The 23,530-nt window shown below is 73.1% G+C and carries 21 protein-coding genes and 1 pseudogene; 9 read left to right on the top strand and 13 right to left on the bottom strand.

Annotated elements, in window-relative coordinates; translation table 11 throughout:
• Nucleotides 1-26 precede the first annotated feature (26 nt).
• The 4 genes from AC0VYL_RS06035 to AC0VYL_RS06020 form a co-directional block, all read right to left on the bottom strand.
• The gene (locus AC0VYL_RS06035) at nt 27-881 is read right to left on the bottom strand and encodes a 5-oxoprolinase subunit C family protein (RefSeq protein ID WP_475482540.1); all 855 of its coding nucleotides are present in this window, start codon (nt 879-881) and stop codon (nt 27-29) included.
• Complete coding sequence (locus AC0VYL_RS06030) at nt 878-1,489, bottom strand: 5-oxoprolinase subunit B family protein (RefSeq protein WP_475460139.1); 612 nt, start codon at nt 1,487-1,489, stop codon at nt 878-880. Before AC0VYL_RS06030 ends, AC0VYL_RS06035 begins: the two co-directional genes overlap by 4 nt.
• A 22-nt stretch (nt 1,490-1,511) precedes the next feature.
• The gene (locus AC0VYL_RS06025) at nt 1,512-2,285 is read right to left on the bottom strand and encodes a LamB/YcsF family protein (RefSeq protein ID WP_475460136.1); all 774 of its coding nucleotides are present in this window, start codon (nt 2,283-2,285) and stop codon (nt 1,512-1,514) included.
• 116 nt (nt 2,286-2,401) lie between these two features.
• Complete coding sequence (locus AC0VYL_RS06020) at nt 2,402-3,655, bottom strand: NRAMP family divalent metal transporter (protein WP_475460133.1); 1,254 nt, start codon at nt 3,653-3,655, stop codon at nt 2,402-2,404.
• Between the two features lie 183 nt (nt 3,656-3,838).
• Here AC0VYL_RS06020 and AC0VYL_RS06015 point away from each other — a divergent pair, with 183 nt between their 5' ends.
• On the top strand, nt 3,839-4,561 hold the full coding sequence (locus tag AC0VYL_RS06015) for a GntR family transcriptional regulator (protein WP_475460130.1): 723 nt from the start codon (nt 3,839-3,841) through the stop codon (nt 4,559-4,561).
• A gap of 65 nt (nt 4,562-4,626) precedes the next feature.
• Nucleotides 4,627-5,412, top strand: coding sequence for an aminotransferase class IV family protein (locus tag AC0VYL_RS06010; protein ID WP_475482539.1), 786 nt, complete (start codon nt 4,627-4,629; stop codon nt 5,410-5,412).
• Here the strand turns inward: AC0VYL_RS06010 and AC0VYL_RS06005 are convergent.
• The 3 genes from AC0VYL_RS06005 to AC0VYL_RS05995 form a co-directional block, all read right to left on the bottom strand.
• The gene (locus AC0VYL_RS06005) at nt 5,409-7,535 is read right to left on the bottom strand and encodes an MMPL family transporter (protein ID WP_475482538.1); all 2,127 of its coding nucleotides are present in this window, start codon (nt 7,533-7,535) and stop codon (nt 5,409-5,411) included. The genes AC0VYL_RS06010 and AC0VYL_RS06005 overlap by 4 nt on opposite strands.
• 143 nt (nt 7,536-7,678) lie before the next feature.
• Nucleotides 7,679-9,166, bottom strand: a complete 1,488-nt coding sequence (locus AC0VYL_RS06000; protein WP_475482537.1) for an SDR family oxidoreductase — start codon at nt 9,164-9,166, stop codon at nt 7,679-7,681.
• Complete coding sequence (locus tag AC0VYL_RS05995) at nt 9,163-9,753, bottom strand: DUF4383 domain-containing protein (RefSeq protein ID WP_475482536.1); 591 nt, start codon at nt 9,751-9,753, stop codon at nt 9,163-9,165. Before AC0VYL_RS05995 ends, AC0VYL_RS06000 begins: the two co-directional genes overlap by 4 nt.
• A 93-nt stretch (nt 9,754-9,846) precedes the next feature.
• Here AC0VYL_RS05995 and AC0VYL_RS05990 point away from each other — a divergent pair.
• Both AC0VYL_RS05990 and AC0VYL_RS05985 read left to right on the top strand, forming a co-directional pair.
• Nucleotides 9,847-9,993, top strand: a pseudogene (locus AC0VYL_RS05990) (MerR family DNA-binding transcriptional regulator); the annotation flags it as partial.
• A gap of 186 nt (nt 9,994-10,179) precedes the next feature.
• A complete protein-coding gene (locus AC0VYL_RS05985) occupies nt 10,180-10,779 on the top strand; it encodes a B12-binding domain-containing protein (RefSeq protein ID WP_475483479.1) in 600 nt (199 codons plus the stop codon).
• Here AC0VYL_RS05985 and AC0VYL_RS05980 read toward each other — a convergent pair.
• Nucleotides 10,769-12,001 carry a lycopene cyclase family protein gene (locus AC0VYL_RS05980; protein WP_475482535.1) on the bottom strand — a complete coding sequence of 411 codons (1,233 nt, stop codon included), beginning with the start codon at nt 11,999-12,001 and terminating at the stop codon, nt 10,769-10,771. The two genes, AC0VYL_RS05985 and AC0VYL_RS05980, sit on opposite strands and share 11 nt — an antisense overlap.
• Before the next feature lie 65 nt (nt 12,002-12,066).
• On the opposite strand from AC0VYL_RS05980, the gene AC0VYL_RS05975 reads away from it, so the two are divergent.
• Together AC0VYL_RS05975 and AC0VYL_RS05970 are read left to right on the top strand one after the other, a co-directional pair.
• Complete coding sequence (locus AC0VYL_RS05975; RefSeq protein WP_475482534.1) at nt 12,067-12,801, top strand: class I SAM-dependent methyltransferase; 735 nt, start codon at nt 12,067-12,069, stop codon at nt 12,799-12,801.
• Entirely contained in the window at nt 12,798-14,381 is a 1,584-nt protein-coding gene (locus AC0VYL_RS05970; protein ID WP_475482533.1) for an FAD-dependent oxidoreductase, read from the top strand. The genes AC0VYL_RS05975 and AC0VYL_RS05970 overlap by 4 nt, the downstream gene beginning before the upstream one ends.
• On the opposite strand, the gene AC0VYL_RS05965 is transcribed toward AC0VYL_RS05970, so the two are convergent.
• From AC0VYL_RS05965 to AC0VYL_RS05950, 4 genes are read right to left on the bottom strand one after another with little or no spacing between them, the layout of a single operon-like run.
• Nucleotides 14,345-15,352, bottom strand: a complete 1,008-nt coding sequence (locus AC0VYL_RS05965; RefSeq protein WP_475482532.1) for a Rieske (2Fe-2S) protein — start codon at nt 15,350-15,352, stop codon at nt 14,345-14,347. The two genes, AC0VYL_RS05970 and AC0VYL_RS05965, sit on opposite strands and share 37 nt — an antisense overlap.
• Before the next feature lie 46 nt (nt 15,353-15,398).
• Nucleotides 15,399-16,355 (bottom strand): phytoene/squalene synthase family protein, encoded by a 957-nt coding sequence (locus AC0VYL_RS05960; protein ID WP_475483478.1) that lies wholly within the window; start codon nt 16,353-16,355, stop codon nt 15,399-15,401.
• Nucleotides 16,355-17,818, bottom strand: a complete 1,464-nt coding sequence (crtI, locus tag AC0VYL_RS05955; protein WP_475483477.1) for a phytoene desaturase family protein — start codon at nt 17,816-17,818, stop codon at nt 16,355-16,357. Before crtI ends, AC0VYL_RS05960 begins: the two co-directional genes overlap by 1 nt.
• 52 nt (nt 17,819-17,870) lie before the next feature.
• Nucleotides 17,871-18,914, bottom strand: a complete 1,044-nt coding sequence (locus AC0VYL_RS05950) for a polyprenyl synthetase family protein (RefSeq protein ID WP_475482531.1) — start codon at nt 18,912-18,914, stop codon at nt 17,871-17,873.
• A 239-nt stretch (nt 18,915-19,153) separates the two neighbouring features.
• Between AC0VYL_RS05950 and AC0VYL_RS05945 the strand changes: the two genes are divergently transcribed.
• From AC0VYL_RS05945 to AC0VYL_RS05935, 3 genes are all read left to right on the top strand, one after another.
• Entirely contained in the window at nt 19,154-19,672 is a 519-nt protein-coding gene (locus AC0VYL_RS05945) for a MarR family winged helix-turn-helix transcriptional regulator (RefSeq protein ID WP_475460102.1), read from the top strand.
• Nucleotides 19,673-19,951: 279 nt separating this feature from the next.
• Nucleotides 19,952-21,493, top strand: a complete 1,542-nt coding sequence (locus AC0VYL_RS05940; RefSeq protein ID WP_475482530.1) for a BCCT family transporter — start codon at nt 19,952-19,954, stop codon at nt 21,491-21,493.
• A gap of 62 nt (nt 21,494-21,555) precedes the next feature.
• A complete protein-coding gene (locus AC0VYL_RS05935) occupies nt 21,556-22,041 on the top strand; it encodes an Hsp20/alpha crystallin family protein (protein WP_378742925.1) in 486 nt (161 codons plus the stop codon).
• 78 nt (nt 22,042-22,119) lie between these two features.
• On the opposite strand, the gene AC0VYL_RS05930 is transcribed toward AC0VYL_RS05935, so the two are convergent.
• Entirely contained in the window at nt 22,120-23,454 is a 1,335-nt protein-coding gene (locus tag AC0VYL_RS05930) for a M16 family metallopeptidase (protein WP_475460096.1), read from the bottom strand.
• Between the last annotated feature and the right edge of the window lie 76 nt (nt 23,455-23,530).

The raw sequence follows: 23,530 nt of genomic DNA, 5'->3' as shown, positions 1-23,530 counted from the left end.
CGGTTCCGGGCCTCTCTCTTGGCGGTTCACGGGACGAAGCGGATCCGGGTGCCGGGGCGGGCCTGGGCGGCCTTGGGCAGGTCGGTGGAGCGCACCACCGCGATCACCGGGTAGCCGCCGGTCACGGGGTGGTCGGCGAGGAACAGCACCGGTTCACCGCCCGGAGGCACCTGGAGTGACCCGGCGACCATGCCCTCGCTGGGCAGCTCGCCCTCCCGGGAGCGTTCCAGGACCGGCCCGGCGAGCCTGGCGCCGACCCGGTCGCTGCGGGAGGTCACCTCGTACTCGCCGGAGGACAGGGCCGCGACGGCCCGCTCGGTGAACCAGTCCTCGCGCGGTCCGAGATCGACCCGCAGGTCCACGAGGTCCGCACCGACCGCCCGGACCGGGGCGTGGTCCAGGTGGGGCAGGGCGGCGGGGACGGGTCCGACCGGCAGCAGGTCGCCGACGACGGGGACCTCGGGGCCCAGCCCGGCGAGCACGTCGGTGCTGCGCGAGCCGAGGACGGGCGCGACCGCCACTCCCCCGCGCACGGCGAGGTAGGACCGCAGGCCCCGGGCGGGGACGCCCAGGGTGAGTTCGGCCCCGTCCGGCAGGTGCAGCACCTCGTTGACGGCCGCGCCGCGTCCGTCCACCCGGACCGGGGTCTCGGCACCGGTCACCGCGACCGTGACGGGTCCCCGGGCACGGACCCGCAGACCGCCCAGGGTGACCTCCAGGGCGGCGGCGCCCTCGGGGTTGGCCAGGAGCCGGTTGCCGAGGGCGTAGGAGTCGGCGTCGGCGGCGCCGGAGCGGCCGACGCCCAGGGCGGCGTGCCCGAAGCGGCCCGCGTCCTGGACGGTGATCATCGGTCCCGTCGCCAGGACCTCCAGCGCGGTCACGAGACCTCCTCGAAGCGCACGCGGACCCCGGGGCGCAGCAGGCCGGGCGGGTCGCGGTCCAGGTCCCAGACCACGGCGTCGGTCCGGCCGAGCAGCTGCCATCCGCCGGGGGAGCTGCGCGGGTACACACCGGTGAACTCCCCGGCGAGCGCCACGGAGCCCTTGGGGACCCGGGTGCGCGCCTCCCCTCGGCGGGGCACGTGCAGGCGGGGGTCGTCACCGACCATGTAGCCGAAGCCGGGGGCGAACCCGCAGAACGCGACGGTCCACGTGGCGGCGGTGTGGGCCCGCACCACCTCTCGCGGGCTGAGGCCGGTGAGCCCGGCGATGTCGTCGAGGTCCTGGCCGTCGTAGTGGACCGGGATGGTCACGGTCTCCCCCACGCTCCGGCTGGCCTCCGAGGTCAGGGGCAGCTCGGTGACGGCCTCCGCGACCCGTGCCGGGTCGGTGCCGGGTTCCAGCCGCAGCAGGACGGTTCGGGCGGCCGGGACGACGTCGGAGACGCCGGGCAGCGGGGCGGCCTCCAGGGCCGCGCCCAGGGCGATGACCTGGGAGAGGTCGGTGACCTCCACCAGGACCCCCGTGTCTGCGCACTTCAGGACGCGCAAGGACGACTCCAAATCGGGACGGTCAGGCGGACGGGTCGGTGCCGGTGAAGGGCGCGATGGTGACGCCCTCGGCGCGCAGCAGGTCGGCCACGGCACGGGCGATGTCCACCGCTCCGGGGCTGTCGCCGTGCACGCACAGCGAGTCGGCGCGGACGAGGATCTCGGTGCCGTCCACGGCCTCGATGGGTTCGCCCCGGGCGATGCGCAGGCAGCGGGCGGCGATGGCCTCGGGGTCGTGCAGGACGGCGCCGGGTTCGCGGCGCGAGACGAGGGTCCCGCCCGGCGTGTACGCGCGGTCGGCGAAGGCCTCACGGTAGGTGCGCAGGCCCGCCTTGTCGGCCTGGTGCAGGAAGCTCGACCCGGGCAGTCCGAGGACGGGCAGGTCCGGGTCGAAGGCTCGGACGGCCGCGACGACCGCGGCCGCCTGTTCCTCGTGGTGGACGATCGCGTTGTACAGGGCCCCGTGCGGCTTGACGTAGCGGACGCGGTCGCCGGTCAGCGCGGTGAAGGCCGACAGGGCGCCCAGCTGGTACAGGACCTCGTCGGTGAGCTCGGCGGGCGGTACGTCCACGAAGCGGCGGCCGAACCCGGCCAGGTCCCGGTAGGCCACGTGCCCGCCGACGGCGACCCCGCGAGCGGCCGCCTCGGCCGTGGTGCGGCGCAGGACCGACGGGTCACCGGCGTGGAAGCCGCAGGCCACGTTGGCACTGGTCACGATGGAGAGCAGGGTCTGGTCGTCACCGAGCTCCCAGCGGCCGAAGCTCTCACCGAGGTCGGAGTTGAGGTCGATACGCACGTGGGTCCTCCTAGTTCTCGTACCCCCGGGCGGCGCCGCCACGCCGGGGTGGTGGCGCCACCGGTGCGGGTGGTGGTCCGGCCCCGGGGCGGTGACCGCCGCCCCGGGGCCGTTCGCTACTGCCAGAGCGCGGCGATGCCGCTCAGCGACCCGATCGCCATGTAGACGGTGAGCAGCCAGGCGGCGACGCCGATGACCAGCAGCCAGCGCGGGTAACGGTAGCCGTGCAGCAGGGTCTTCGAGTGCCGCGCGGCCACCCACAGGAGCAGGCCGAGACCCACCGGCAGGATGACGCCGTTGAGGGCGCCGGCCATGACCAGAAGGGTGCCCGGCGCCTGTCCGGAGACCAGGTAGATCGCCAGGGAGACACCGATGAACCCGGTGACCAGCTTGCCCTTGTGCCGCTCCAGCCACGGGGAGAACGTGGTGACGAAGGAGATGGAGGTGTAGGAGGCGCCGATCACGGAGCTGACGGCCGCCGCCCACATGATCATGCCGAACAGCCGCATACCGACCTCTCCGGCGGCCTGGTAGAAGGCCTCCGCCGGCGGGTTGGGGGCGTCCATGATGGAGACCCCGCCGACGACCACGCCGAGGATGGCGAGGAAGAGCAGGACCCGCATGAGGCCGGTGACGATGATGCCGGTGACGGAGGTCTGGGTGATGGCGGCGACGTTCTCCCGGCCGCCCATGCCGTTCTCGATGAGCCGGTGGGCGCCCGCGTAGGTGATGTAGCCGCCCACGGTGCCGCCGATGATGGTGATGGTGGCGAGGAAGAGGTCGCTGCTGGCCGCCTCGGGCAGCACCGACTGGCGCAGGGCTTCACCCACCGGCGGGCTGGACACGACCGCGACGTAGGCGGTGAGGGCGATCATCATGACGCCGAGGACCACGAGGATGCGGTCCAGGGCCACGCCCAGCCTCTTGACGGCCAGGATGACGATCGCGACGAGGGCCGAGATCACCGCGCCCAGGCGCGGGTCGAGGCCGATCATCGCGTCGAGGCCGAGGCCGGTGCCGGCGATGTTGCCGACGTTGAAGATCAGGCCGCCGAAGACGATGAGGACGGCGAGCAGGTAGCCCGCTCCCGGAAGCACCTTGTTGGCCAGGTCCTGGGCCCGCATGTTGGAGACGCCGATGACGCGCCAGATGTTCAGCTGCACGGCGATGTCGACCAGGATCGACACGAGGATCGCGAAGGCGAACGCGGCACCGAGCTGAGCGGTGAAGGTCGTGGTCTGGGTGATGAACCCGGGACCGATGGCGCTGGTGGCCATCAGGAACATGGCTCCGAGGAGACCGCTGCTCAGGGTGACTCTGCCAAGCCGCAGACGCACCTTCTGGTCTGGTGCGGGGGGCGCTTCGCCCATGGCTGACTCTCCAGGTGTACGGGAGTGGTGTGACGCCAACCTCATTGTTGGATTGTTGAACAATACTCCAATCCTTTGCCCCAAGTAAGGCACGGTTAAGTAAAATCGCGGACCCCCGGTACGTAACATTGGTGGGACCACCCCGTCTCCGGTGTGGGCGCACGAGACAGGCGGAGGGCTCACGTGACGGCGACCGAGGACCACATCGACCGGCTGCCCGCGCCCGCCCTGGCCCGGCTGACCAGCCAGGCCGAACGCGTCGCCGAACTCCTGCGCACCTTCGTCATCGACGGCCAGCTGACCCCCGGCGTGCGCCTGTCCGAGGAGAAGCTCAGCCGCAAGTACGAGGTCTCCCGCAACACCCTGCGCGAGGCCTTCCGCCTCCTCAGCCGTGAACGCCTGCTGGTCCACCACATGCACCGCGGGGTGTTCGTCAGCCGCCCCACCAGTGACGACGTGCGCGACCTGTTCAGCGCCCGCCGCTCCCTGGAACTTCCCGCCGTGCGCGGCGCGGCCGACGCCCCGGAGGACCTGGTCCGCGCCGTGGGCGGCGCCGTCGACGAGGGCGAGCAGGCCCGCGCCCAGGAGGACTGGTGGCGGATGGGCAGCGCGAACATGCGCTTCCACGAGGCGCTGGCGGCCCTGTCCGGCAGCGCCCGGGTCAACGAGTTCATGCGCCAGGTCCTGGCCGAGACCCGCCTGGTCTTCCACGTGATGGCCGCGCCCCGCGAGTTCCACGACCCCTACCTCAAGTGGAACCGGCGCATCCACCAGGAGCTGGCCCGTGGCGACGCCGACGCCGCCGCCGCCGAGCTCGGCGCCTACCTCGACACCTCCGAACGGCAGCTCGTGACCGCGTTCACCGAGATGGAGGCGGGTTCCCGGAGCCCGAACCCACCGGCCTGACCGCCGCGCCGAGCCTCGGGAACCACCCCTGCCAGAGGTCCCGAAGTGCCAGAATGGTGCCCGTAATGGAACTGAACGGACGCCCCGTCAGCACGGGAGAACTCTCAGGCCTCGCTCTGTACGGTTACGGGCACTTCACGACCATGCTCGTCACCGACCTGCGCGTGCGCGGCCTCGACCTGCACATGGAACGGCTCACCCGGGACTGTTCGGCCCTGTTCGGCGCCGAACTCGACGTCCCGCGCGTACGCGAGCTCGCCCGGCGCTCCGCCCGGGCCCACCCGTCGCCGTGCGTGGTGCGGGTGACCGTCCACGACCCCGAGTTCGACCTCGGCCGCCCCTCGGCGCGGTCCCTGCCGCAGATCCTGGTCACGACCCGACCCGCCCCGGCGTCCGACCCGCCCCCGGTCCACCTCGGCACCCGCGAGTTCACGCGGGACGCCCCGACCATCAAGGGCACCGGCCTGTTCGGGGCGATCCGCCAACGGCGCGCCGCCCAGTTGGACGGGCTCGACGACGCCCTGTTCATGGGGGTGGACGGACGCGTCTCCGAGGGCCCCACCTGGAACATCGGCTTCCTGGACGGCGAGGGGCTGGTCTGGCCCCAGGCGCCGTGCCTGGAGGGGGTCACCGCACGCCTGGTCGACCGGGTCGCCGGAGCGCTCGGGGTCCCGGTCTCCACCCGCCCCCTGGCCGCCGTCGCGGCGACCAGGATGGCGGGCGCCTTCGTCACCAACGCCGCCACCGGGGTGCGCCCGGTGGCCTCGATCGACGGGGTGGACCTGCCCCGCCCCGACCTCGCGGACAGGATCTCCCGGGCCTACCGGGAACTCCCCGGCGACCCGCTCTAGCGGATCCGGGCCGCGCGTCCGGGCCACCACAGGCGCGGGCCCGCGTCCAACGCGAGGGCGGGCACGAGCAGCGTCCGCACCAGCAGCGCGTCCACCAGAACGCCGAAGGCGACCAGGAACGCCAGCTGCAACAGGAACAGCAGCGGGATCACGGCCAGCGCGGCGAAGGTGGCCGCCAGCACCACCCCGGCCGAGGTGATCACCCCTCCGGTCACCGTGAGCGCCCGCAGGACCCCCTCCTGGTGCCCGTGCGCGAGGGTCTCCTCACGGGCACGGGACATCAGGAAGATGCTGTAGTCGATCCCCAGCGCCACCAGGAAGACGAAGGCGAAGAGCGGCACCACCGGATCCGCCCCGGGCAGACCGAGGACGTGGTCGAACACGAGGGTTCCCACACCCAGGGCGGCGGCGAACGAGAGGACGTTGGCGGTCATCAGGAGCAGCGGGGCCACCAGCGACCGCAGCAGCGGGATCAGCACCAGGAAGACCACCAGCGTCACCAGCGGGACCACCACCACGAAGTCCCGCTGCGCGGTCTCCAGGGTGTCGAGGTCCGTGGCGCTCACCCCGCCCACCAGCGCGTCGGCCCCCTCGACCGCGTCCAGTTCGGCGCGCAGGTCGCGAACGGCCTCCACCGCCTCCGGGGACTCCGGGTCGGCGGAGAGCACCACCTCGACCAGGACCCGGCCGTCCTCGACCAGCGGTGGGGCCTCCGCCCCGGGCGGGCCGGGCTCGGTGGCCGGGGCCGCCGTCTCCACCTGCGGCACCCGCTCGGCGGCCGCCACCACCTCGTCCAGGTGGTCCTCCCCGGCGACCACGAGGGCGGGCGCGGCGCTGGAGTCGGCCCCGAACCCCCGGGCCAGGGTCTCCTGCCCGTCCACGGCCTCGACCTCGGTGCGGAAGACCTCCGACTGGCCGGTGCCCTGAGCGCTGAACTGCGGTGCGAACACGGCGGCCGCGAGCAGCAGGGCCGCGGTGCCCAACCAGTAGGCGCGCGGTCGGCGGGAGACCGCGGCGGCGATCCGCCCCCAGAACGGGTGCTGGCTCAGGACCTCGCCGGTGGTGTTCCCGGCCGCCTCCCGGGCACGGTGCGGGGCGGTCGGCCAGAAGGCGGCGCGGCCGCACAGCGCGAGGGCGGCGGGAAGGAAGGTCATGGCGGCGAGCATCGCGGCGGCGACCCCGAGCGCGACCACCGGGCCGAGGCTGCGGGTGGAGGCCAGGTCGGCGGCGAGCAGGCAGAGCACGCCGAGGATCACGGTCCCCCCTGAGGCCAGGACCGGACCGGTCACCCCCCGCACCGCCGCGAGCACGGCCTCGGGGACCCGCTCGTGGGCGGCCAGTTCCTCGCGGTAGCGGGCGACGAGCAGCAGCGCGTAGTCCGTGCAGGCGCCCACCACCAGGATGAACAGGATGCCCTGGCTCTGGCCGTTGAGGCTGACCAGACCGGCGTCGGCGGCCGCGTAGACCAGGGCCCCGGACAGTCCGAGGGCCAGGAGCGAGGCGACGATCACCAGGACCGGGAGCAGGGGCGACCGGTAGACGGCGACCAGGATGACCAGGACCGCGACGACCGCCACGACAAGCAGCGTCGAGTCGATGCCGCCGAAGGCCGCGACGAGGTCGGCCGCGTAGCCGGCGGGCCCGGTGACCTGGGCCTGGACCCCCGAGACGGAGTGGTCGGCCAGGAGTTCCCGGAGTTCGGCCACGGAGTCGCCGGTGTCGTTCTCCGAGCCGATCGGGACGACGAGTTGGGCGACGGAGGGGTCCTCGGTGCCGGGCACGGGGCCGACGACCTCGCCGGAGACCCAGGGCCGGTCACCGATCCGCTCCGCCAGAGCGCCCGCCTCGGTCAGCTGGTCCCCGGTGAGCTCCTGGTCGGCGGACAGGACGACGATCGCCGGGACGGTGTCGCCGCGGTCGAACCCCTCGGCCAGCTCACCGGCCTCGGTGGACTCGGCGCCGACCGGCAGGAAGGCGCCGGGGTCGTTGGTCTGCACCTCGCCGAGTCGGCCGAGGAAGGCGCCGAGCGGGCCCGCTCCGAGCAGCCACACCAGGCTGACCAGCAGTGCGGCGCCGACCCACCATCGGGATCGTCCGGCCGGGGGTGCGTTTCGTGTCGGCAACGTGGGAATTCCTTCCGAGCCCGCGTCCAGTGGACCGCGCGGCCCAAGCTCCGCCGAAAAGACTCGGAAACCAAGTCTCTCGGATTCCTAGCTAATTCTTCCCACAAGGTAGCGCACCTCGGCGGTGGTCCCGCATCGGGGGCTCAGGTCCCGGCCGTCACCCCGGCGTCCTCCTCCGCCCGGGCCGCGATGTTGCTCGCCATCGAGCCGAACACGATCCCGTGGAAGGGCGTGACCGCCTTCCAGTACAGGTGGCCCGCCAGCCCCCTCGGGTGGAACAGCGCCCGCTGGCAGTAGACCGTGCGCCCCTCCAGGCGCGCCACACGCAGTTCCAGCCAGGCCGGGCCGGGCAGGCGCATCTCCGCCCGCAGCCGCAGCAGTTCACCCGGGACGATCTCCTCCACCCGCCAGAAGTCCAGCGAGTCCCCCACCCGCAGGCGCTCGGGGTCGCGGCGCCCGCGCCGGGGCCCCACCCCGCCCACCGCGAGGTCGATCCAGCCTCGGGCGGCCCAGGCCAGTGGCCACGAGTACCAGCCCCGGTCGCCGCCGATCCCCTCGATCACCCGCCACAGGCTCTCCGGTGAGCCGTCCACGTACCGGGCCCGCCGGTCGGTGTACAGACTGCCCCCCGCCCAGTCGGGGTCGGTGGGCAACGGGTCGGAGGGAGCACTGGGCCAGGCGGCCGAGGACCAGCGCGTGTCGACGCGGTCCTCGTCGATCCGCCGCAGCGCCAGGCGCACCGCCTCGTCGAACCCGATCCGCCGTTCGTCCGGCAGCGCGCGCGCCAGGTCGTCCTCCCCCATCACCGCGTCGTGCCGCAGCGACTCCACCAGGGGCCGGGCCACCGAGGGGGGCACCGGCGTGATGAGGCCGACCCACAGGCTCGACAGCCCCGGGGACAGCACCGGAACCGGGACGATCAGCCGTTTGGCCAGCCCCGCCACGGCGGCGAACCGCTGGATCATCTCGGCGTAACTGAGGACCTCGGGCCCGCCGATGTCGAAGGTGCGGTTGGTCCCCTCGGGGAGCTCGTCCGCGCGCACCAGCAGGCGGAGCACGTCCCGCACCGCGATCGGCTGCACCCGGCTGCGCACCCACCGGGGCGTGGTCATCGCCGGAAGCCGTTCCGTCAGGTGGCGCAGCATCTCGAAGGAGGCCGATCCCGACCCCAGGATGACGGCGGCCCGCAGCACCACCGCCGGGGTCGGCGCCTCCAGCAGGAGACGCCCGACCTCCTCGCGCGACGCCATGTGCTCCGACAGTTCCGTGCCCTCGGGGGCCAGACCCCCGAGGTAGACGATCCGGCCCGTCTCCGCCGTCCGCGCCGCCTCCGCGAACCGGCGCGCCCCCTCGGCGTCGGTACGCACGAAGTCGCGGCCGCCGCTCATGGAGTGCACCAGGTAGTAGGCCACGTCCACACCGGCGAGCGCCTCCGCCAGGCCCTCCCCGGAGACCACGTCGCCCCGGACCACCTCCACGCGGTCGCGCCAGGGGTGGTCACGCAGTTTCTCCGGTGTGCGGGCCAGGCAGCGGACCCGGTACCCGGCGGCCAGCAGTTCGGGGACGAGCCGTCCCCCGATGTACCCGCTGGCCCCGGTCACCAGGGCCAGCCGTCCCGTGGGCGCGCTCATCCCCGCGTCTCCTCGGTGCTGTCCTCGCGCTCACGGGCCGATCGCGGTCCGGGCACGCCGTGGGTACCGCTCCGCGCCGGGGCGGCGCCCCCGTCCTCCCCGGCCGCGCCCTCACCGGACGCGCCCTCCTCCGGGTGGCGGTACCGCCGGAACGGGTTGTCCTCCGGGAGGTTCCCGGTGAACCGGCCGTACATGCCGAAGGTGATCAGGACCAGGCCCACCACGTAACTGAAGATCACGTTGGGCACGCTGAAGGCCAGGATGTTGAAGTCGGTACTCATGAGGATCAGGTTCACCAGGCCGCTCACCAGGAAGGCCCCGCCGACCGTGACGCACACCGTCGACGCGAACTTGCCCCCCAGGATCGCCGCGCCCACCAGCAGCGAACCGATCGCGATGGACAGGAAGCTCAGGGCGCCGTTCGTGGACAGCCCCGCGACCACCTCGCCCCGGGTGTCGAACAACGGAAGTCTGGTCATCATGCCCGCGCTGCCGAAGCCCACCAGGACGAGCCCGGTGAACCCGGCCCCGATCCGGTAGACGTGGTCCAACCGCCGGTCCGCCCGGCGCGAGGTGTCCAGATCCATGTCGTCGCCCCTTTCGGTGCTCTCAGGTTCTAGAGTCGGAGGTCAGCGACTCGCGTCACAAGTCGCACCGCTTTCGCAACGTGTTGGGGTGCCATGACCGACGCACTCGGCCCGGGGGCCGCGGCCCGCCTCCTCGGGGTCGCGCCGACCACCCTGCGCAGTTGGGACCGGCGCTACGGGATCGGTCCGCGTGAGCGCAGCCCGGGCGGGCACCGACGGTACTCACCGGCGGACATCGCCCGGCTCCGCGCCCTGTGCCACCTGGTCGGTGAGGGCGTGCCCTCGGCCGAGGCCGCCCGGCGGGTCCTCTCCACGGACCCCGCCGCCCCCGTTCCGGGGCCGCGTGCCCCCGCACCGGACCCCGTTCCACGGCCTACCGACGCCGTACCCACGCGCGGACGCGAGCACACCCCGACCCTCCGGGGCGTGGCCCGGGCCGCCATGCGCATGGACTCCGACCTGGTGGAACACCTGCTCCAGACGGCCGTGGAGCGCTACGGGACCGTCGCCGCCTGGGAGGACCTGGCGATGCCCCTGCTGTACGGCATGGGCCGCCGGTGGGAGGACACACGGCGCTACGTGGAGGTGGAGCACCTGCTCTCGTGGAGCGTGTCCTCGGTGCTGCGCCGTGTGCCGCCCCCGCCCGCGCGCCCCGGACCGCGCGTCCGTCCCGTGGTCCTGGCCTGCGTGCCCCACGAGATGCACAGCCTGCCGGTGGAGGCGCTGGCCGCGTCCCTGCGCGAGGCGGGACTGGCCCACCGTGTCCTGGGGCCCTGCACGCCGACCGACGCCACCGTCCGCACGGTCGCGCGGATCGGCCCGCGCGCGGTGGTCCTGTGGTGTCACACGGGCGGCGAGCACGACACGGAGACGCTGGTGGCGACGGCCCGCGCCACGGTCTCCGCCCCCGAACGCACCGCCCTCTACACGGCCGGACCCGGCTGGCGCGACGTCGGGGACGCGCTGCGGCTCGCGGACGGGCACCTGGGGTCCCTGGCCGAGAGCGTGCGGACACTCAGCGGTTGACCCCCCGGCGCCGCCGCGGCGGCGCCCCGCGCGCCGGGGTCGGGACCGCCGAGCGCAGCGAGTGCCAGAGGTGGTCGGCCGTGCTCAGGGACATCGCGGCGACCGGCGTGGTCAGCCCCATCACGAACTCGCGACCCGGGCGCGAGTCCCCGTCCAGGAAGGCGAGCACGTCCCCGAGGCGGTTGGCGGCGAAGAGCCGGGTGAAGAAGTCCGCGCCCGACACCCTGCCGCTGTCCAGGGCCCGGAGCATGACGGCGTCCATGGCCAGGTGCCTGGGGCGGTGCGGGACCGGGGGGACCGGGACCCGGCCCCGTTCCAGCGCCCGCGCGATCGCGGCGGTCTGACGGGCCGTGCCGCTGAAGGTGTACCCGGTCGAAGGCCGGGTGGCGCCCCCGGCCGTACCGACCCGGAACAGCCGCCGACCCACCCTGGTGGGCAGGCGCGCGTCGGTCATCGGGATGGCCCCCTGTTCGGAGGCCGTGACCTCGAAGCCGTGCAGCCCGCTCCGCTCGCAGTAGTCCGTGAGGGCGCGCTCGTACTCGGCGGTGGTGAGCGCGGCCCGGCCGAACTCGGTGTACTCGACCAAAGCCGTGCGACGGGACAGCGGGAGCACGTAGCCGAAGGCGACACCGTGTTCGGGCTGGGGCGGGCGCAGGTCCATGAGCACCGCGGCGGCGGGGTCGAAGGCGTCGTCGGGCATGCGGACGAACCACCCCCGGAAGTGCTGGAGCAGACGGGTGCGTCCCCCGGAGGGCGGACCGGGGGGCCGTGAGTCGAAGACCCAGCGGGCGGTGAGGCGCAGGTCCTCCCCCTCCGGCGTGAGCGTCCGGACGGTGGCGCGCGCGGGTCCGTCCTCGGTGTCCCGCACGTACAGCGGCAGGAACTCGACCCCCTCACCCGCCGACGCGCGCACGTGCGCGTCCACGTCCGTGGAACGCAGCATCTTGTAGGCGTACGGCCCCGCCGGGGAGCGGTGCTCCCCGCCGTCCGGGCCGATGACCGACAGGTCCTCCCACGAGGCGGCGAGCAGGTGGTCCCAGGGGCCCGGACCGGACTCCCAGAAGCACCAGGTCCGAGGGGGCGGTGTGTGCGGGCCGGGTGGAGGCTCCAGGACCGCCGTTCTGAGCGGTGGGTCGCGCCGATCGTTGATTTGCCCGATGCGATGGGCCAGGGTGAGCCCTGCGGCCCCCGCTCCGATGATCACCACGTCGTAGTCGGCCATCGTCCCAGCATGGCCCCTGCGGCGGTCGAAGTCCCCCGTCCACCCCGACCGTCTCCGGAGGACCGATGACCACCCCGACCGAGCGGATGAAGACCGCCGCCGTGACCGACGAGTTCGACCACGCCGCACCGGCCTACGACTCCCTGGTCGCGTCCAGCCCCGGCTACCACCGGGACCTGCGCACGTCCGCGCGTCGACTCTTCCTGCCGGACCGGGGCGCGGGTCAGGTGCTGGTCGACCTCGGCTGCGGCACGGGGGCCTCGACCGCCGCCCTCGCACGCGAGTACCCCATGGCCCGGATCGTGGGCGTGGACTCCTCGGAGGGCATGCTGCGCGAGGCGGAGGCCAAGGGCTGGCCGAGCGGCGTCGGCTTCCACCTGGCGCGCGCCCAGGACCTCACGCCGGAGTGGGCCGAGGAGGTGGTCGGCGGACCGGCCGACGCAGTGTTCGCCTCCTACCTGGTGCGCAACGTCCCCGATCCGGACGCCTTCCTGACGGGGGTGCGCGCGCTGCTGCGTCCCGGCGGGCGGCTGGCCCTGCACGAGTACTCCGTGGCGGACTCCGTCTCCGCCCGCGCGGTGTGGAGCGCGGTGTGCTGGGGCGTGGTGATCCCCGCGGGCCGGGCCCTGACCGGCCGGGACGACCTCTTCCGCTACCTCTGGCGGAGCGTCCTGGACTTCGACGGCCGAGGCGCCCTGCTGGACCGGATGCGGGCGGCTGGGCTGGGGTCGGTGGCCAGCGCGCCGATGCCGGGCTGGCGCTACGGGATCACGCACACCTTCGTCGGCGCCCGGCCGTGAACCCCGACGTGAACGACCCCCGGGCCGAGCGGATCGTCGCCCCCGCCCCGTCCGGGCGGCGCCCGGAGCACGCGCCCCGGGTCGCGGTGGTGGGCGGCGGCATCGCCGGTCTGGCGGCCGCGTGCGGTCTCGCCGAGCGCGGAGTGGACACCGTGGTGTTCGAGCGCGAGGAGGGTCTGGGCGGACGCCTTCGAGGGTGGGACACCACGCTGGCCGACGGCAGCACGGCGACCATGAGCCGCGGGTTCCACGCCTTCTTCCGCCAGTACTACAACCTGCGGGGGCTGATCCGGCGCGCGGACCCCGGCCTGGACTCGCTGGTGCCGCTGGCGGACTACCCGCTGGTGCACCGCTCCGGGGCCCGTGACCGCTTCTCGGGCCTTCCGACCACTCCGCCGTGGAACGCGTTCGCACTGGCGGCCGCGAGCCGGAGCTTCCCGGTCCCGGAACTGGCCGCGGTGAACCTCCCTGCGGTGCTCCAGCTGCTGGACGTGGACGTCCCGGGGGTGCACGACCGCCTGGGGCACCGGAGCGCCCGGGAACTGCTGGAGGTCACCCGCTTTCCGCGCACCGCCCAGCACCTGGCCTTCGAGGTCTTCAGCCGGAGCTTCTTCGCCGCTCCCGAACGGCTCTCCGCCGCCGAGATGGCGGTCATGTTCCACGTCTACTTCCTGGGCTCCTCCGAGGGCCTGGTGTTCGACGTGCCGCGCTCGCCCTTCCCCCAGGCCCTGTGGAACCCCCTGGAGGGCTACCTGCGCCGGGCCGGGGTCGGGTTCCGGACGGGGGTCCGGGTCGGGCGGGTCACCCGCGGGGAGCACCTGCGCCACGCGGTCACCTGGCGCGACGCCGGTCGGACCCGCCCGGAGGAGTCCGAGGAGTTCGACGCGGTGGTGCTGGCCACCGACCCGGGCGGGCTGCGCGCCCTGGTGGCCGCCTCCCCCGGACTCGGGACGGAAGCCTGGCGGGACCGGGTCGCGGGGATCGTCTCCGCTCCTCCGTTCCTGGTGTCCCGGTACTGGCTGGACCGTCCGGTGCGACCGCACCGGCAGGCGTTCCTGGCCACCGCCGGATATCCGACGCTCGACAACGTGAGCGTCCTGGACCGCTACGAGGACCAGGCACGCGCGTGGGCCGCGCGCACCGGAGGCTCCGTGGTGGAGCTGCACGCCTACGCGCTGCCCGAGGACCACGACCCCGACCTGGAGCGGAAGTCGCTCTGGGAGCAGGCGGCGGCGGTCTACCCGGAGCTGGCCCCGGCGCGCGCGGTGGACTCGCGGCACGAGCTGCGCGCGGACTGCGCGCTGTTCCCTCCCGGGGGCTACCGGGACCGCTGCGCGGTGACCACGCCGGACCCCACCCTGGTGGTCGCGGGCGACCACGTCCGCGTCGACCTGCCGGTCGCCCTCATGGAGGGAGCGGCCACCACGGGGCTGAGCGCCGCCAACGCGCTGCTGTCGCTCTGGGGGTCGACCGGGCACGACCTGTGGACCGTGCCCCGGCGAGGGCGGGGCCCGGTCCTGGCCGCGCTGGCGCGGTCCTTCCGTCAGCCCGGCCAGCGACCGGAGGTCCGCAGCAGGTAGCGGCGCTCGGCGTAGGCGAGGTCGTCCTTCCACAGACGGCGGGCCACCAGCCGCATCGCCGGACGCACCGCGCCCGCCGCGCGCCGGGCCAGGGCGAAGCCGGTGCGCCCGGAGACGGCCACGGTCGCCTCGATCACGGCGGTGCGCGGCACCCCGTCGCGGTCGGTGCCCAGCGGGGTGGCGTGGGTCTCCACCACGCTGCCCGTACCCTCCCCCTCGATGATGCGCATGACCACCGTGCGCGGTTCCGGGCAGGTGAACTCGGCCCGCACCGGAACGCCCCAGCGGCCCGCCACCCGGAACCCCAGATCCGCCACCAGCCGGTCGGGGTCGGGGTCCGGTCCCTCCGGGACCTCGGTGACCCTCAGGCCGACGAACGAGTAGGGGTGGAACCACGAACCGTGCCACGGGTCGAGCCGGTTGGCCACCACGTCCTCCGGTTCGCAGCGTCCGGCCAGACTCTCCACCGCCGCGATGCTCGCGTCGGCCCTCGGACGCTCCGGGACCACCGGCGCCTCCGTCGGCTCCTCGCCCCCGCACTCGTCCAGGCGGACCCACACGAGCACGCCGTCGTCGTGCACCGGGAACGGGCTCCAGCCGGGCATGCCCCCGGACCCCAGGGAGAGTCCGTGCCAGCGGCACACCAGGTTCCCCTCGGTCACCGCGCCCCGGCACAGGGGCGCCCCCAGGTGGGGGCATGCGCCCGGGCCCGCGTGCGCGGCACCGTCCGGGGTGCGCCAGGCCACGAGTTCGGTTCCGGACACCACACGACCGAACGGGCGGTCCGTCCGGACCTCGGAGCTGGCGGCCAGCACGAACCAGTTCCCGGAGGGCCGGGCCAGGGCACGCTTGAGCGCTCCGCCGATGACGGAGGGCGAGGCCTCGCGCCAGGTCGGGTCCTGTCGCGCCCACACGCTCCTGGGCATGCGCCGCAGCGGCAGACGCCGGGGCTCGGGGTCGGGCAGTGTCATGGGACCTCCTCAACGGGCCTCTGGCGGCCCCTCCCGGCGCGGAGGATCAGGTGCCGACCCTCGGTCGGGGCACGGTCCGCGCCCAGAGCGCACGGGCCAGGGCGGGTGCGGCCACCGCCAGCTTGCGGGTGTCGGAGACGCGGTGGCGGACGCTCCACACGTCGTAGTCGGCGGCGGTGATCTCGTCCAGGATGGCGCGGTACAGCCGGAAGGCGGTGGCGACACACGGTCGGGCGACCGGCGAGAGCATCGCGACGCCCGGCTCGGCCTCACGGTAGAAGGCCTGGTTGGCCTCCACGAGCGCGGCGAGGGCGCCCCGGACGCGCGGGTCGGGCCGACGGACGCGCGCGCAGTGCTCCAGGAGCGGCCGGTCCACGCCGTGCGCCGCCAGGACGTCGGCGGGCAGGTAGACGCGGCCCCTGCGCAGGTCCTCCGCCACGTCGCGGAGGAAGTTCGTGAGTTGGAAGGCCTCCCCCAGCGCCGCCGCGTGCGGAGCCGCCTCCTCCCTCGGCGCGCGGGTCCCCAGGACCGGCAGGACCTGGAGCCCGATCACCGCCGCCGACCCGTACATGTACTCGCGCAGGTGGGGCAGGTCGCGGTAGTCCGTGGTGTCGAGGTCCATCCGCATCGAGGCCATGAACGCGGTGAAGTGGTCGGCGGGGAGCCCGTACCTCTCCACCGTGTGCGCCAGTGCCCGCAGCACCGGCTCGCGCGGCTCGCCTCCGGTGAACGCGGTCTCCAGGTCGGCCCCGATCTCGTCCAGGCGGGCGCGCTGGTCGTCCGAGGTCGTGTCCGCGCCGGGCTCGTCGACGATGTCGTCCACCCAGCGCGCGAACCCGTAGAGGGCGTGGATGCCGGGGCGGCGCCCGGGCGGGAGCACCCGCGTGGCGGTGAAGTAGGTGCGGCCGTGGAGGGCGTGCAGCGCACGGCACCGCAGGTAGTCGGCTCGCAACCGTCCCGGCGCGATCCCCGCGGCGTCCAGTTCCCCGACGGCTGAGGTCATCATCGTGCGCGCTGCTCCGTTCCGGCCACGACGCGCGCGGCCGCCAGTTTCCCCGAGATGAGGACGGTCGGCAGACCCACCCCGGGCGTGGTCCCGCACCCGGCCAGGACCGCGTTGGCGGTGCCGGGGACGGTGTTGCGCGGCCGGAAGGGCCCGGTCTGGGCGAAGGTGTGGGCGAGGGAGAAGGGGGTGCCCCGGGCCAGTCCCTGTCGGGCCCAGTCGGCGGGCGTGACCAGGCGTTCGGCACGTACGGACGCGTCCAGGCCGGTCATCCCCCTGGCTTCGAGGACGGCCACGATCCGGTCCCGGTAGCGGGGGCCCTCGCTGTCCCAGTCGATGTCGGCCGCGGCCAGGTTGGGCGCGGGCGCCAGGACGTACAGGAGGTGGTGGCCGTCGGGTGCCAGGGTCGGATCGGTGACGGTGGGCTGGGTGACCAGGAGAGAGGGGTCGCTCATGGTCCGGCCCTCGTCGATGATCTCGGTGAAGGTGCGCTCCCACTGCGTGCCGAAGGAGATGGTGTGGTGGGCCAACCGGTCCCAGGTGCGGTCGGTGCCCAGGTGGAGCACCACGGCGGACGGGGAGTACCGGTGCGGCAACGGGCGACGCGAGCGGTGGTCGAGCAGCCGGTGGGCGGCGGCCAGGTCGGTGGTGAGCACCACGTGGTCGCAGGCCAGGCGCTCCCCGTGGTCGGTGACGACCGCCGTGACCCGGTTTCCGCGACGCTCCAGGCGGTGCGCCGTCTCCCCGTAGCGCAGGACCGCCCCGGCCTTGGCGGCGGCGCCCGCCAGGGCCTCGCCCATGGCGCGCATACCGCCCTTCGGGAAGTGGACGCCCGCGACGGTGTCCATGTACGCGATGACGGCGTAGGCGGCCAGGGCCCGGTCCGGGGCGACCCCGGCGTAGAGCGACTGGAAGGAGAAGATCCGGCGCAGGCGCTCGTCCTTCAGGTGGCGGCCGACGACCCGGGACAGTCGGCCGAATCCGCCCATCGCCGCGAGTCGGACGAGGTCCGGGCCGAGGAGGTCGAGCGGTGAGTCGAACCGCGCGTCGATGAACGACCGCATCTCCACCTCGTACAGGCGGGTGAGCCAGTCCCGGAGACGCAGGTAGCCCACCGCCTCCCGCAGGCCCGCGACCCGGGCCACCTCCGCGGCCATCCGCTCCCGGTCGGTGTGCACGTCGACGGTGGAGCCGTCGGTGAACGACGCGCGGTAGGCGGGGGTCAGCGGCAGGAGTTCGAGGCGGTCACCGACGGACTCCCCGACGGCGGCGAACGCCTCGTCGAGGAGTTCGGGCATGGTGAGCACGGTCGGCCCGGTGTCGACCCGGAAACCGTCCATGTCCAGGCGCCCGGCGCGCCCGCCGGGGTGGTCCTCGCGTTCGAGCACCACCACCTCGCGTCCGGCGCCCAGCAGGTGGAGGGCGCAGGAGAGCCCGGACAGACCGGCCCCCACCACGACCACGGGGTCCCTACCGTTCCTCACGGGCACGTCGACGATCCTCTCCATGCGGGCTTCACGTACGTGCCGCCGCCTCGGCGAAGCGGTGCAGTCCTTCGGAGACGGCGGGGTGGAGATCGAGTCCGCGGATCCGCCCCAGTCCGCGTTCGGCCAGCGAACGGCATCGGCGGCGGACCTCCCCACGGGCGCCGATCCGGTCGAGCACGCCTGCCGCCTCCTCGGCGTCCACCCGTTCGGAGGGGTGTCCGACCCGGGCGAGGACGCGCTGGGCCGGGAGGTCCCCCGCCTCCGCCGCCCTCCGGACACCGCAGGCCAGGAGGAGCGTGTTCTTGCCCTCCCGAAGGTCCTCCCCGGCCCGTTTCCCGGTGTGGTCGGGGGCGCCGTAGGCGTCCATCAGGTCGTTCCGGAGCTGGAAGGCCACGCCCACATCGGTGCCGTAGGCCCGGAGGGCGGTCACGGTGGCCTCGTCGGCCCCGGCCATCACCGCGCCCATGTGCAGGGGTCGCTCGACGGTGTAGGTCGCCGTCTTGAGCTGGTCGATGCGCACCGCCCTCTCCTCGGAGCGGTCGCCGCTGGCCTGGGCGCCGAGGTCGAGGAACTGTCCGGCGATGACCTCGGTCCGCATGTCCCGCCACACCGCGTGCGCGGCGGCCCCGGCGGGCAGGTCGGCCAGGGACTCGTGGAGGAGGTCGTCGGCCCAGACCATGGCGAGGTCGCCGACCAGGATCGCCAGGGACTCGCCGTACCGGCGCGCGTCCCCGCGCAGTCCCCTCTCACGGTGTTGTGTCGTGTACACGGCGTGGAACGAGGGGGAACCGCGCCGGAGCGGGGCGGCGTCCATGACGTCGTCGTGCGCGAGGGCGAAGGACTGGAGCACCTCGACCGCCGAACACGCCCGCAGGGCCGACCTGGCGCCGGGCCCCGCGGCGGCGCCCCCACCGGCGAGCCATCCCCACCAGGCCAGGACGGAGCGCAGGCCCTTGCCCCCGTGCAGTGTGAAGGCGGACATCCTCGCGCAGAGCTCGTCCGCGAAGTCCCCGTCGACCGCCCGCGCCGCCGCGACCCTGTGTCCGAGGTACGCGGCCAGGAGTGCGTTCACCGCGTCCCGGACACCTTCCAGGTCGGTGGGAAGCGGTTCCTCCAGTGTGTCCGCAGGCGAGACGGTGATGGCTACCCCCGGCGAGTGTCCGATTTTTCGGGAAATGCCTTGGAAACCGAGCATCTTACTCTGGGGATCATTTCACGCGCTCCCCTCCGGGGCCAGGCGACACTTGGAGGGCGGCCTAGACTCGACGACAAGTGACCGGAGGGACCGTTCACGGAGCGGTAGGGAGATCCATGGACACCGTGCCCAGGGCCGAGCCGCCTGGGAAGGCACTCGGAGACGGCCGCGGTCACAGGACGCGTGAGGAGCTGTACGAGGCGCTCCAGAACGACGGACAGCAGCTCGCCGTGCGCCTGGTCCGGCTTCTGCACCGCATGGCCGACCGCTCGGGAATGAACCCGACCGACTTCCAGTGCTACACACTCCTGCGCGCGAGCGGCACCATGACACCCGGCGAGATCGCCGACAGCCTCTGCCTGTCCACCGGCTCCGTCACCGGCGTCGTGGACCGCCTGGAGGCGCACGGACTGGTCGAGCGCGCCCCGCACCCGCTGGACCGACGCAAGATCGCGGTGCGGCTCCTGGAGGGCGCCGAGGCCGCGCTCGGTCCTCCCGCCCCGGGCATGCGCAAGGCCATGACCGACCTGCACTCCGGGTACGACGAGGCGGAACTCGAGGTGATCGCGGACTGGCTGGACCGCGCGGGCCTCACGCTTGAGGCTCTGATCACCTCACTGCCACCCCGCCCCTGACCCTCGGAGCACCCCTCCGTCCCGCAACGGCGGCGCCACACGGGACTCAAGTCCGTCATGCCGTTTTTGTCGGAACACTCCAACTCGCGGCTTTACTTTGCTGCCAGGGACCAACGGCCCTAACATCCCACGGGACCCATCCGTGGCCGGCAGCGGGACCGGCACTCTCCCAAACACCGCCCAATCCCCCGGCGGTGTCGGGAAGGAGACACCATCTCGTCCCTGCGCACATACATAAAAGAAAAGACGAATCCCACGGTCTTCGGCGTTTCGGGCGTCGTGATCATCGCCTTCATCATCATGGGCGTGGCGTTCACGACCCCCATGCTGGACGCCACTGAGGCCACCCGGACGTGGATCGGTGAGAAGGTCGGCTGGATCTACGTCCTGTCGACGGTGTTCTTCGTGGTCACCGCCGTGTTCCTGATGCTCAGCAAGTACGGGGGCATCCGGCTCGGACCGGACGACTCCCGACCCGAGTTCAGCACCCTGGCCTGGTTCGCCATGCTCTTCACCACGGGCATGGGCATCGGCCTGGTCTTCTGGGGCGTGGCCGAGCCCATCGAGCACCTGCACTGGCCGCGCGACGCCGCGCTCATGCCGGGTCAGGACGGCGCTCCTCTGCCCGAGGCGGCGGCGGAGTCGCTGGCACTCACCTTCTTCCACTGGGGCTTCCATCCCTGGGCCGTCTACATCGCGCTCGGCCTGTCCCTGGGCTACTTCGCCTACCGCAAGGGTCTGCCGCTGCGCCCGGCCTCCGCGCTCTACCCGCTGCTCGGGGACCGCGCCTTCGGCTGGCCCGGCAACATCGTCGACATCCTCGCGGTGTTCGGCACCATCTTCGGCCTGGCCACGTCGCTGGGCCTGGGCACACTCCAGATCAACGGCGGACTCACCGACGTGTTCGGGATTCCGAACAACGCGCTGATCCAGACCGTGATCATCGCGGTGATCACGGGTGTGGCGCTGTTCAGCGTGCTCTCCGGCATCGACAAGGGACTGCGCCGCCTGTCGGTGATCAACCTCTGGCTGGCGTTCATCCTGCTCGCCTTCGTGTTCGCGGTCGGACCCAAGCTCTGGATCATCGCGAGCACCACCACCGCCACCGGCGAGTACCTGAGCAACCTCGTCTCGTGGAGCCTCTCGTTCCCGAGCCCCCGGGTCGACGAGCAGGCGGCCGCCTGGACCCAGGCGTGGACCATCTTCTACTGGGGCTGGTGGATCTCCTGGGCGCCCTTCGTCGGCATCTTCCTGGCGAGGATCTCCTACGGACGCACCATCCGTGAGTTCGTGATCGGCGCCCTGTTCGCCCCGACCGGCGTCTGCGTGCTGTGGTTCGGCGTGTTCGGCGGCTCCGGGCTCTTCTACGACCTCGCGGGCAGGGCCAACTTCATCGAGGGAGACGAGGCCCAGGCGGCGTTCACACTGCTGGACGCCCTGCCGATCTCCGGTGTGGTCGCGATGATCGCGGCCGTGTGGCTGCTGGCCGTCGTGGCCATCTTCTTCATCACCTCCGCGGACTCCGGTTCGCTGGTCGTGGACATGCTGACCAACGGCGGCACACGCAACCCGAGCCGCTTCCAGCGCGGCTTCTGGGCCGTCTGCCTGGGCGGCGTCACCTGGATCCTCCTGGTGGCCGGGGGCGATGACGCGTTGTCGGCGCTTCAAGCGGCCTCGGTGATCACCGGTCTGCCCTTCGCGGTGATCCTGCTGTTCATGGCGGCGGGGCTGTTCAAGGGGCTGGCCAGCGAACGCGCCCCGGGTGAACCCAAGAGATCACGGGCCGAGGATCGCTCCCGATCCGGAGACCGGGCAGAGTAGGGTCCAGAGTTCGTTCCTGACGGTGGACGGATCACCACCGACGGCGCATTGAGGAGGCAACGGTGGCACCCAAGAGGTTCAGCAACCCCTTCCACGGGGTGGTGGACATGATCACCGAGATGAACAGGATGTCGGACACGATCTCCACGATCGAGACCACCCAGGTGGGCGAGCGTGAGAGGACGTTCGCCGACGCCTGGAGCCCGTCCACGGACATCATGGCCAAGGGCCGCGACCTCGTCATCCGAGCGGAGCTGCCCGGGGTCAAGGAGACCGACGTGTCGGTCAGCCTGGCCCACGGCGTGCTCGTCATCAGCGGCGAGCGGCACCGCGAGGAGGACGACTCCACGATCTACTACACGTCCGAGCGCTTCATGGGCTCGTTCCGGCGTGAGATCAGCCTTCCCGAGGACGTCGAGGACAAGGACGTCGAGGCGGCCTTCGGTGACGGCCTCCTGGAGGTCGTCGTCCACGGGGGCGCCCACACCGGCGGCCCCCGGCAGATCGCGATCAAGAAGCGCGGTCGGCCGCGCGGACGCCCGCTGTAGGGCGGACCAGGCACAAGGAGAAGGGAGCCCGTGACCGGCGACGGTCACGGGCTCCCTTCCCTTGCGGGGTCCTCGGCCTCAGAACTCCCGGTCGGCCTCGTACGGGCCGATCACGGCCAGCGCCCTCGGGCGGGCCAGCAGCTCGGCGGCGACCCCGGCGACGTCGTCCTGCGTGACGGCGTCGAACCGGGCCAGGTCCTCGTCGATGGAGAAGTGGCGCGGCTGGGTGAGCTCGTGCGCGAGCAGACGGCCCATCCGGGCGTTGGTGCCCTCGCTGCCCAGCACCATGGCTCCCTGGATCTGGCCCTTGGCGCGGGTCAGCTCCTCCGCCGTGATCCCGGAGGCGGCGACCTTGGCCAGCTCGTCGCGGCAGACCCCGATGACCTCGTCGGCCTTCTCCGGAAGGCAGCCCGCGTAGATCTGGAAGGTTCCGGTGTCGGCGTAGGCCGTGTGGTACGCGTGCACCGCGTAGGCCAGGCCGCGCTTCTCCCGCACCTCCTGGAACAGGCGCGACGACATGCCGCCGCCCAGAGCGGCGCTGAGCAGCCGCAGGGCGTGCCAGCGCGGGTCGGTGCGGGTCAGCCCCTCCGAACCCAGGATGATGTGCGCCTGCTCGGTCTCACGCGGTTGCACGACCGTGCCACCGAACGTGCGGACCGGCTCCCCGGCTCCGCGCGGGCGGGACGGGCGGGCGTCACCGGCCGCACCGAGGCGGTTCGCGAACATGGCGCGGACCTGCTCCACGACGCTCTCGTGGTCCAGGCTGCCCGCCGCCGTCACGATGAGCTCCGAGGGCACGTAGGCGTCCCGGTACTGCTCCGCGATGCGCTCGCGGGACAGTGCCTTGATGCTGTCGGTGGTGCCGAGGATCGGACGCCCCAGCGGGGTGTCACCGAAGAAGTGCTCCGCGAAGACGTCGTCCACCAGGTCGGCGGGCTCGTCCTCGTACATGGCGATCTCCTCCAGGATCACGCCGCGCTCGGTCTCCACCTCCCCCTCGTCCAGGACGGAGTTGGCGACCATGTCGCCCACCACGTCCACCGCGAGCGGCAGGTCCCGGTCGAGGACCTTCGCGTAGTAGCAGGTGTGTTCCTTGGTGGTGTACGCGTTGTGGTCGGCGCCCACCCCGTCCAGCAGCGCGGAGATCTCCAGCGCCGACCGGGTCCCGGTCCCCTTGAAGAGCAGGTGCTCCAGGAAGTGCGCCGACCCCGCGTGCGCGGAGTCCTCGTCACGGGAGCCGGTGGTCGCGGAGATGCCGAAGGCGGCGGAGCGGCCCCCGGGGACGTTCTCGGTGACCACGCGCAGGCCGCCGGGCAGCACCGTCCGACGCACCAGACCGGAACCGCCGTCGGGCTCCAGCAGCGTGACGGTCGTGCCCGGCTCCTGCTCGGCGGCGATGGGGACAGAACTCATGAATCCTTCTTCTTCGCGTCGGGACATCCAGCAGAGCATACGCCCGGGACGACGGCGGGGCGGCCGCGTCGTGCAG

The organism is Nocardiopsis sp. iso_238, from assembly GCF_056173325.1.
Note: the sequence above shows the minus strand (reverse complement) of the source record. Positions and strands in the feature narration are given on the sequence as shown.

Coding starts and splice junctions, on each gene's coding strand:
- AC0VYL_RS05945 (WP_475460102.1), top strand. CDS start 19,154: ATGGACACCGTGCCCAGGGCCGAGCCGCCTGGGAAGGCACTCGGAGAC.
- AC0VYL_RS06010 (WP_475482539.1), top strand. CDS start 4,627: ATGGAACTGAACGGACGCCCCGTCAGCACGGGAGAACTCTCAGGCCTC.
- AC0VYL_RS06000 (WP_475482537.1), bottom strand. CDS start 9,166: ATGAGCGCGCCCACGGGACGGCTGGCCCTGGTGACCGGGGCCAGCGGG.
- AC0VYL_RS05995 (WP_475482536.1), bottom strand. CDS start 9,753: ATGGATCTGGACACCTCGCGCCGGGCGGACCGGCGGTTGGACCACGTC.
- AC0VYL_RS05960 (WP_475483478.1), bottom strand. CDS start 16,355: ATGACCTCAGCCGTCGGGGAACTGGACGCCGCGGGGATCGCGCCGGGA.
- AC0VYL_RS05965 (WP_475482532.1), bottom strand. CDS start 15,352: ATGACACTGCCCGACCCCGAGCCCCGGCGTCTGCCGCTGCGGCGCATG.
- AC0VYL_RS05975 (WP_475482534.1), top strand. CDS start 12,067: ATGACCACCCCGACCGAGCGGATGAAGACCGCCGCCGTGACCGACGAG.
- AC0VYL_RS05980 (WP_475482535.1), bottom strand. CDS start 12,001: ATGGCCGACTACGACGTGGTGATCATCGGAGCGGGGGCCGCAGGGCTC.
- AC0VYL_RS06020 (WP_475460133.1), bottom strand. CDS start 3,655: ATGGGCGAAGCGCCCCCCGCACCAGACCAGAAGGTGCGTCTGCGGCTT.
- AC0VYL_RS05930 (WP_475460096.1), bottom strand. CDS start 23,454: ATGAGTTCTGTCCCCATCGCCGCCGAGCAGGAGCCGGGCACGACCGTC.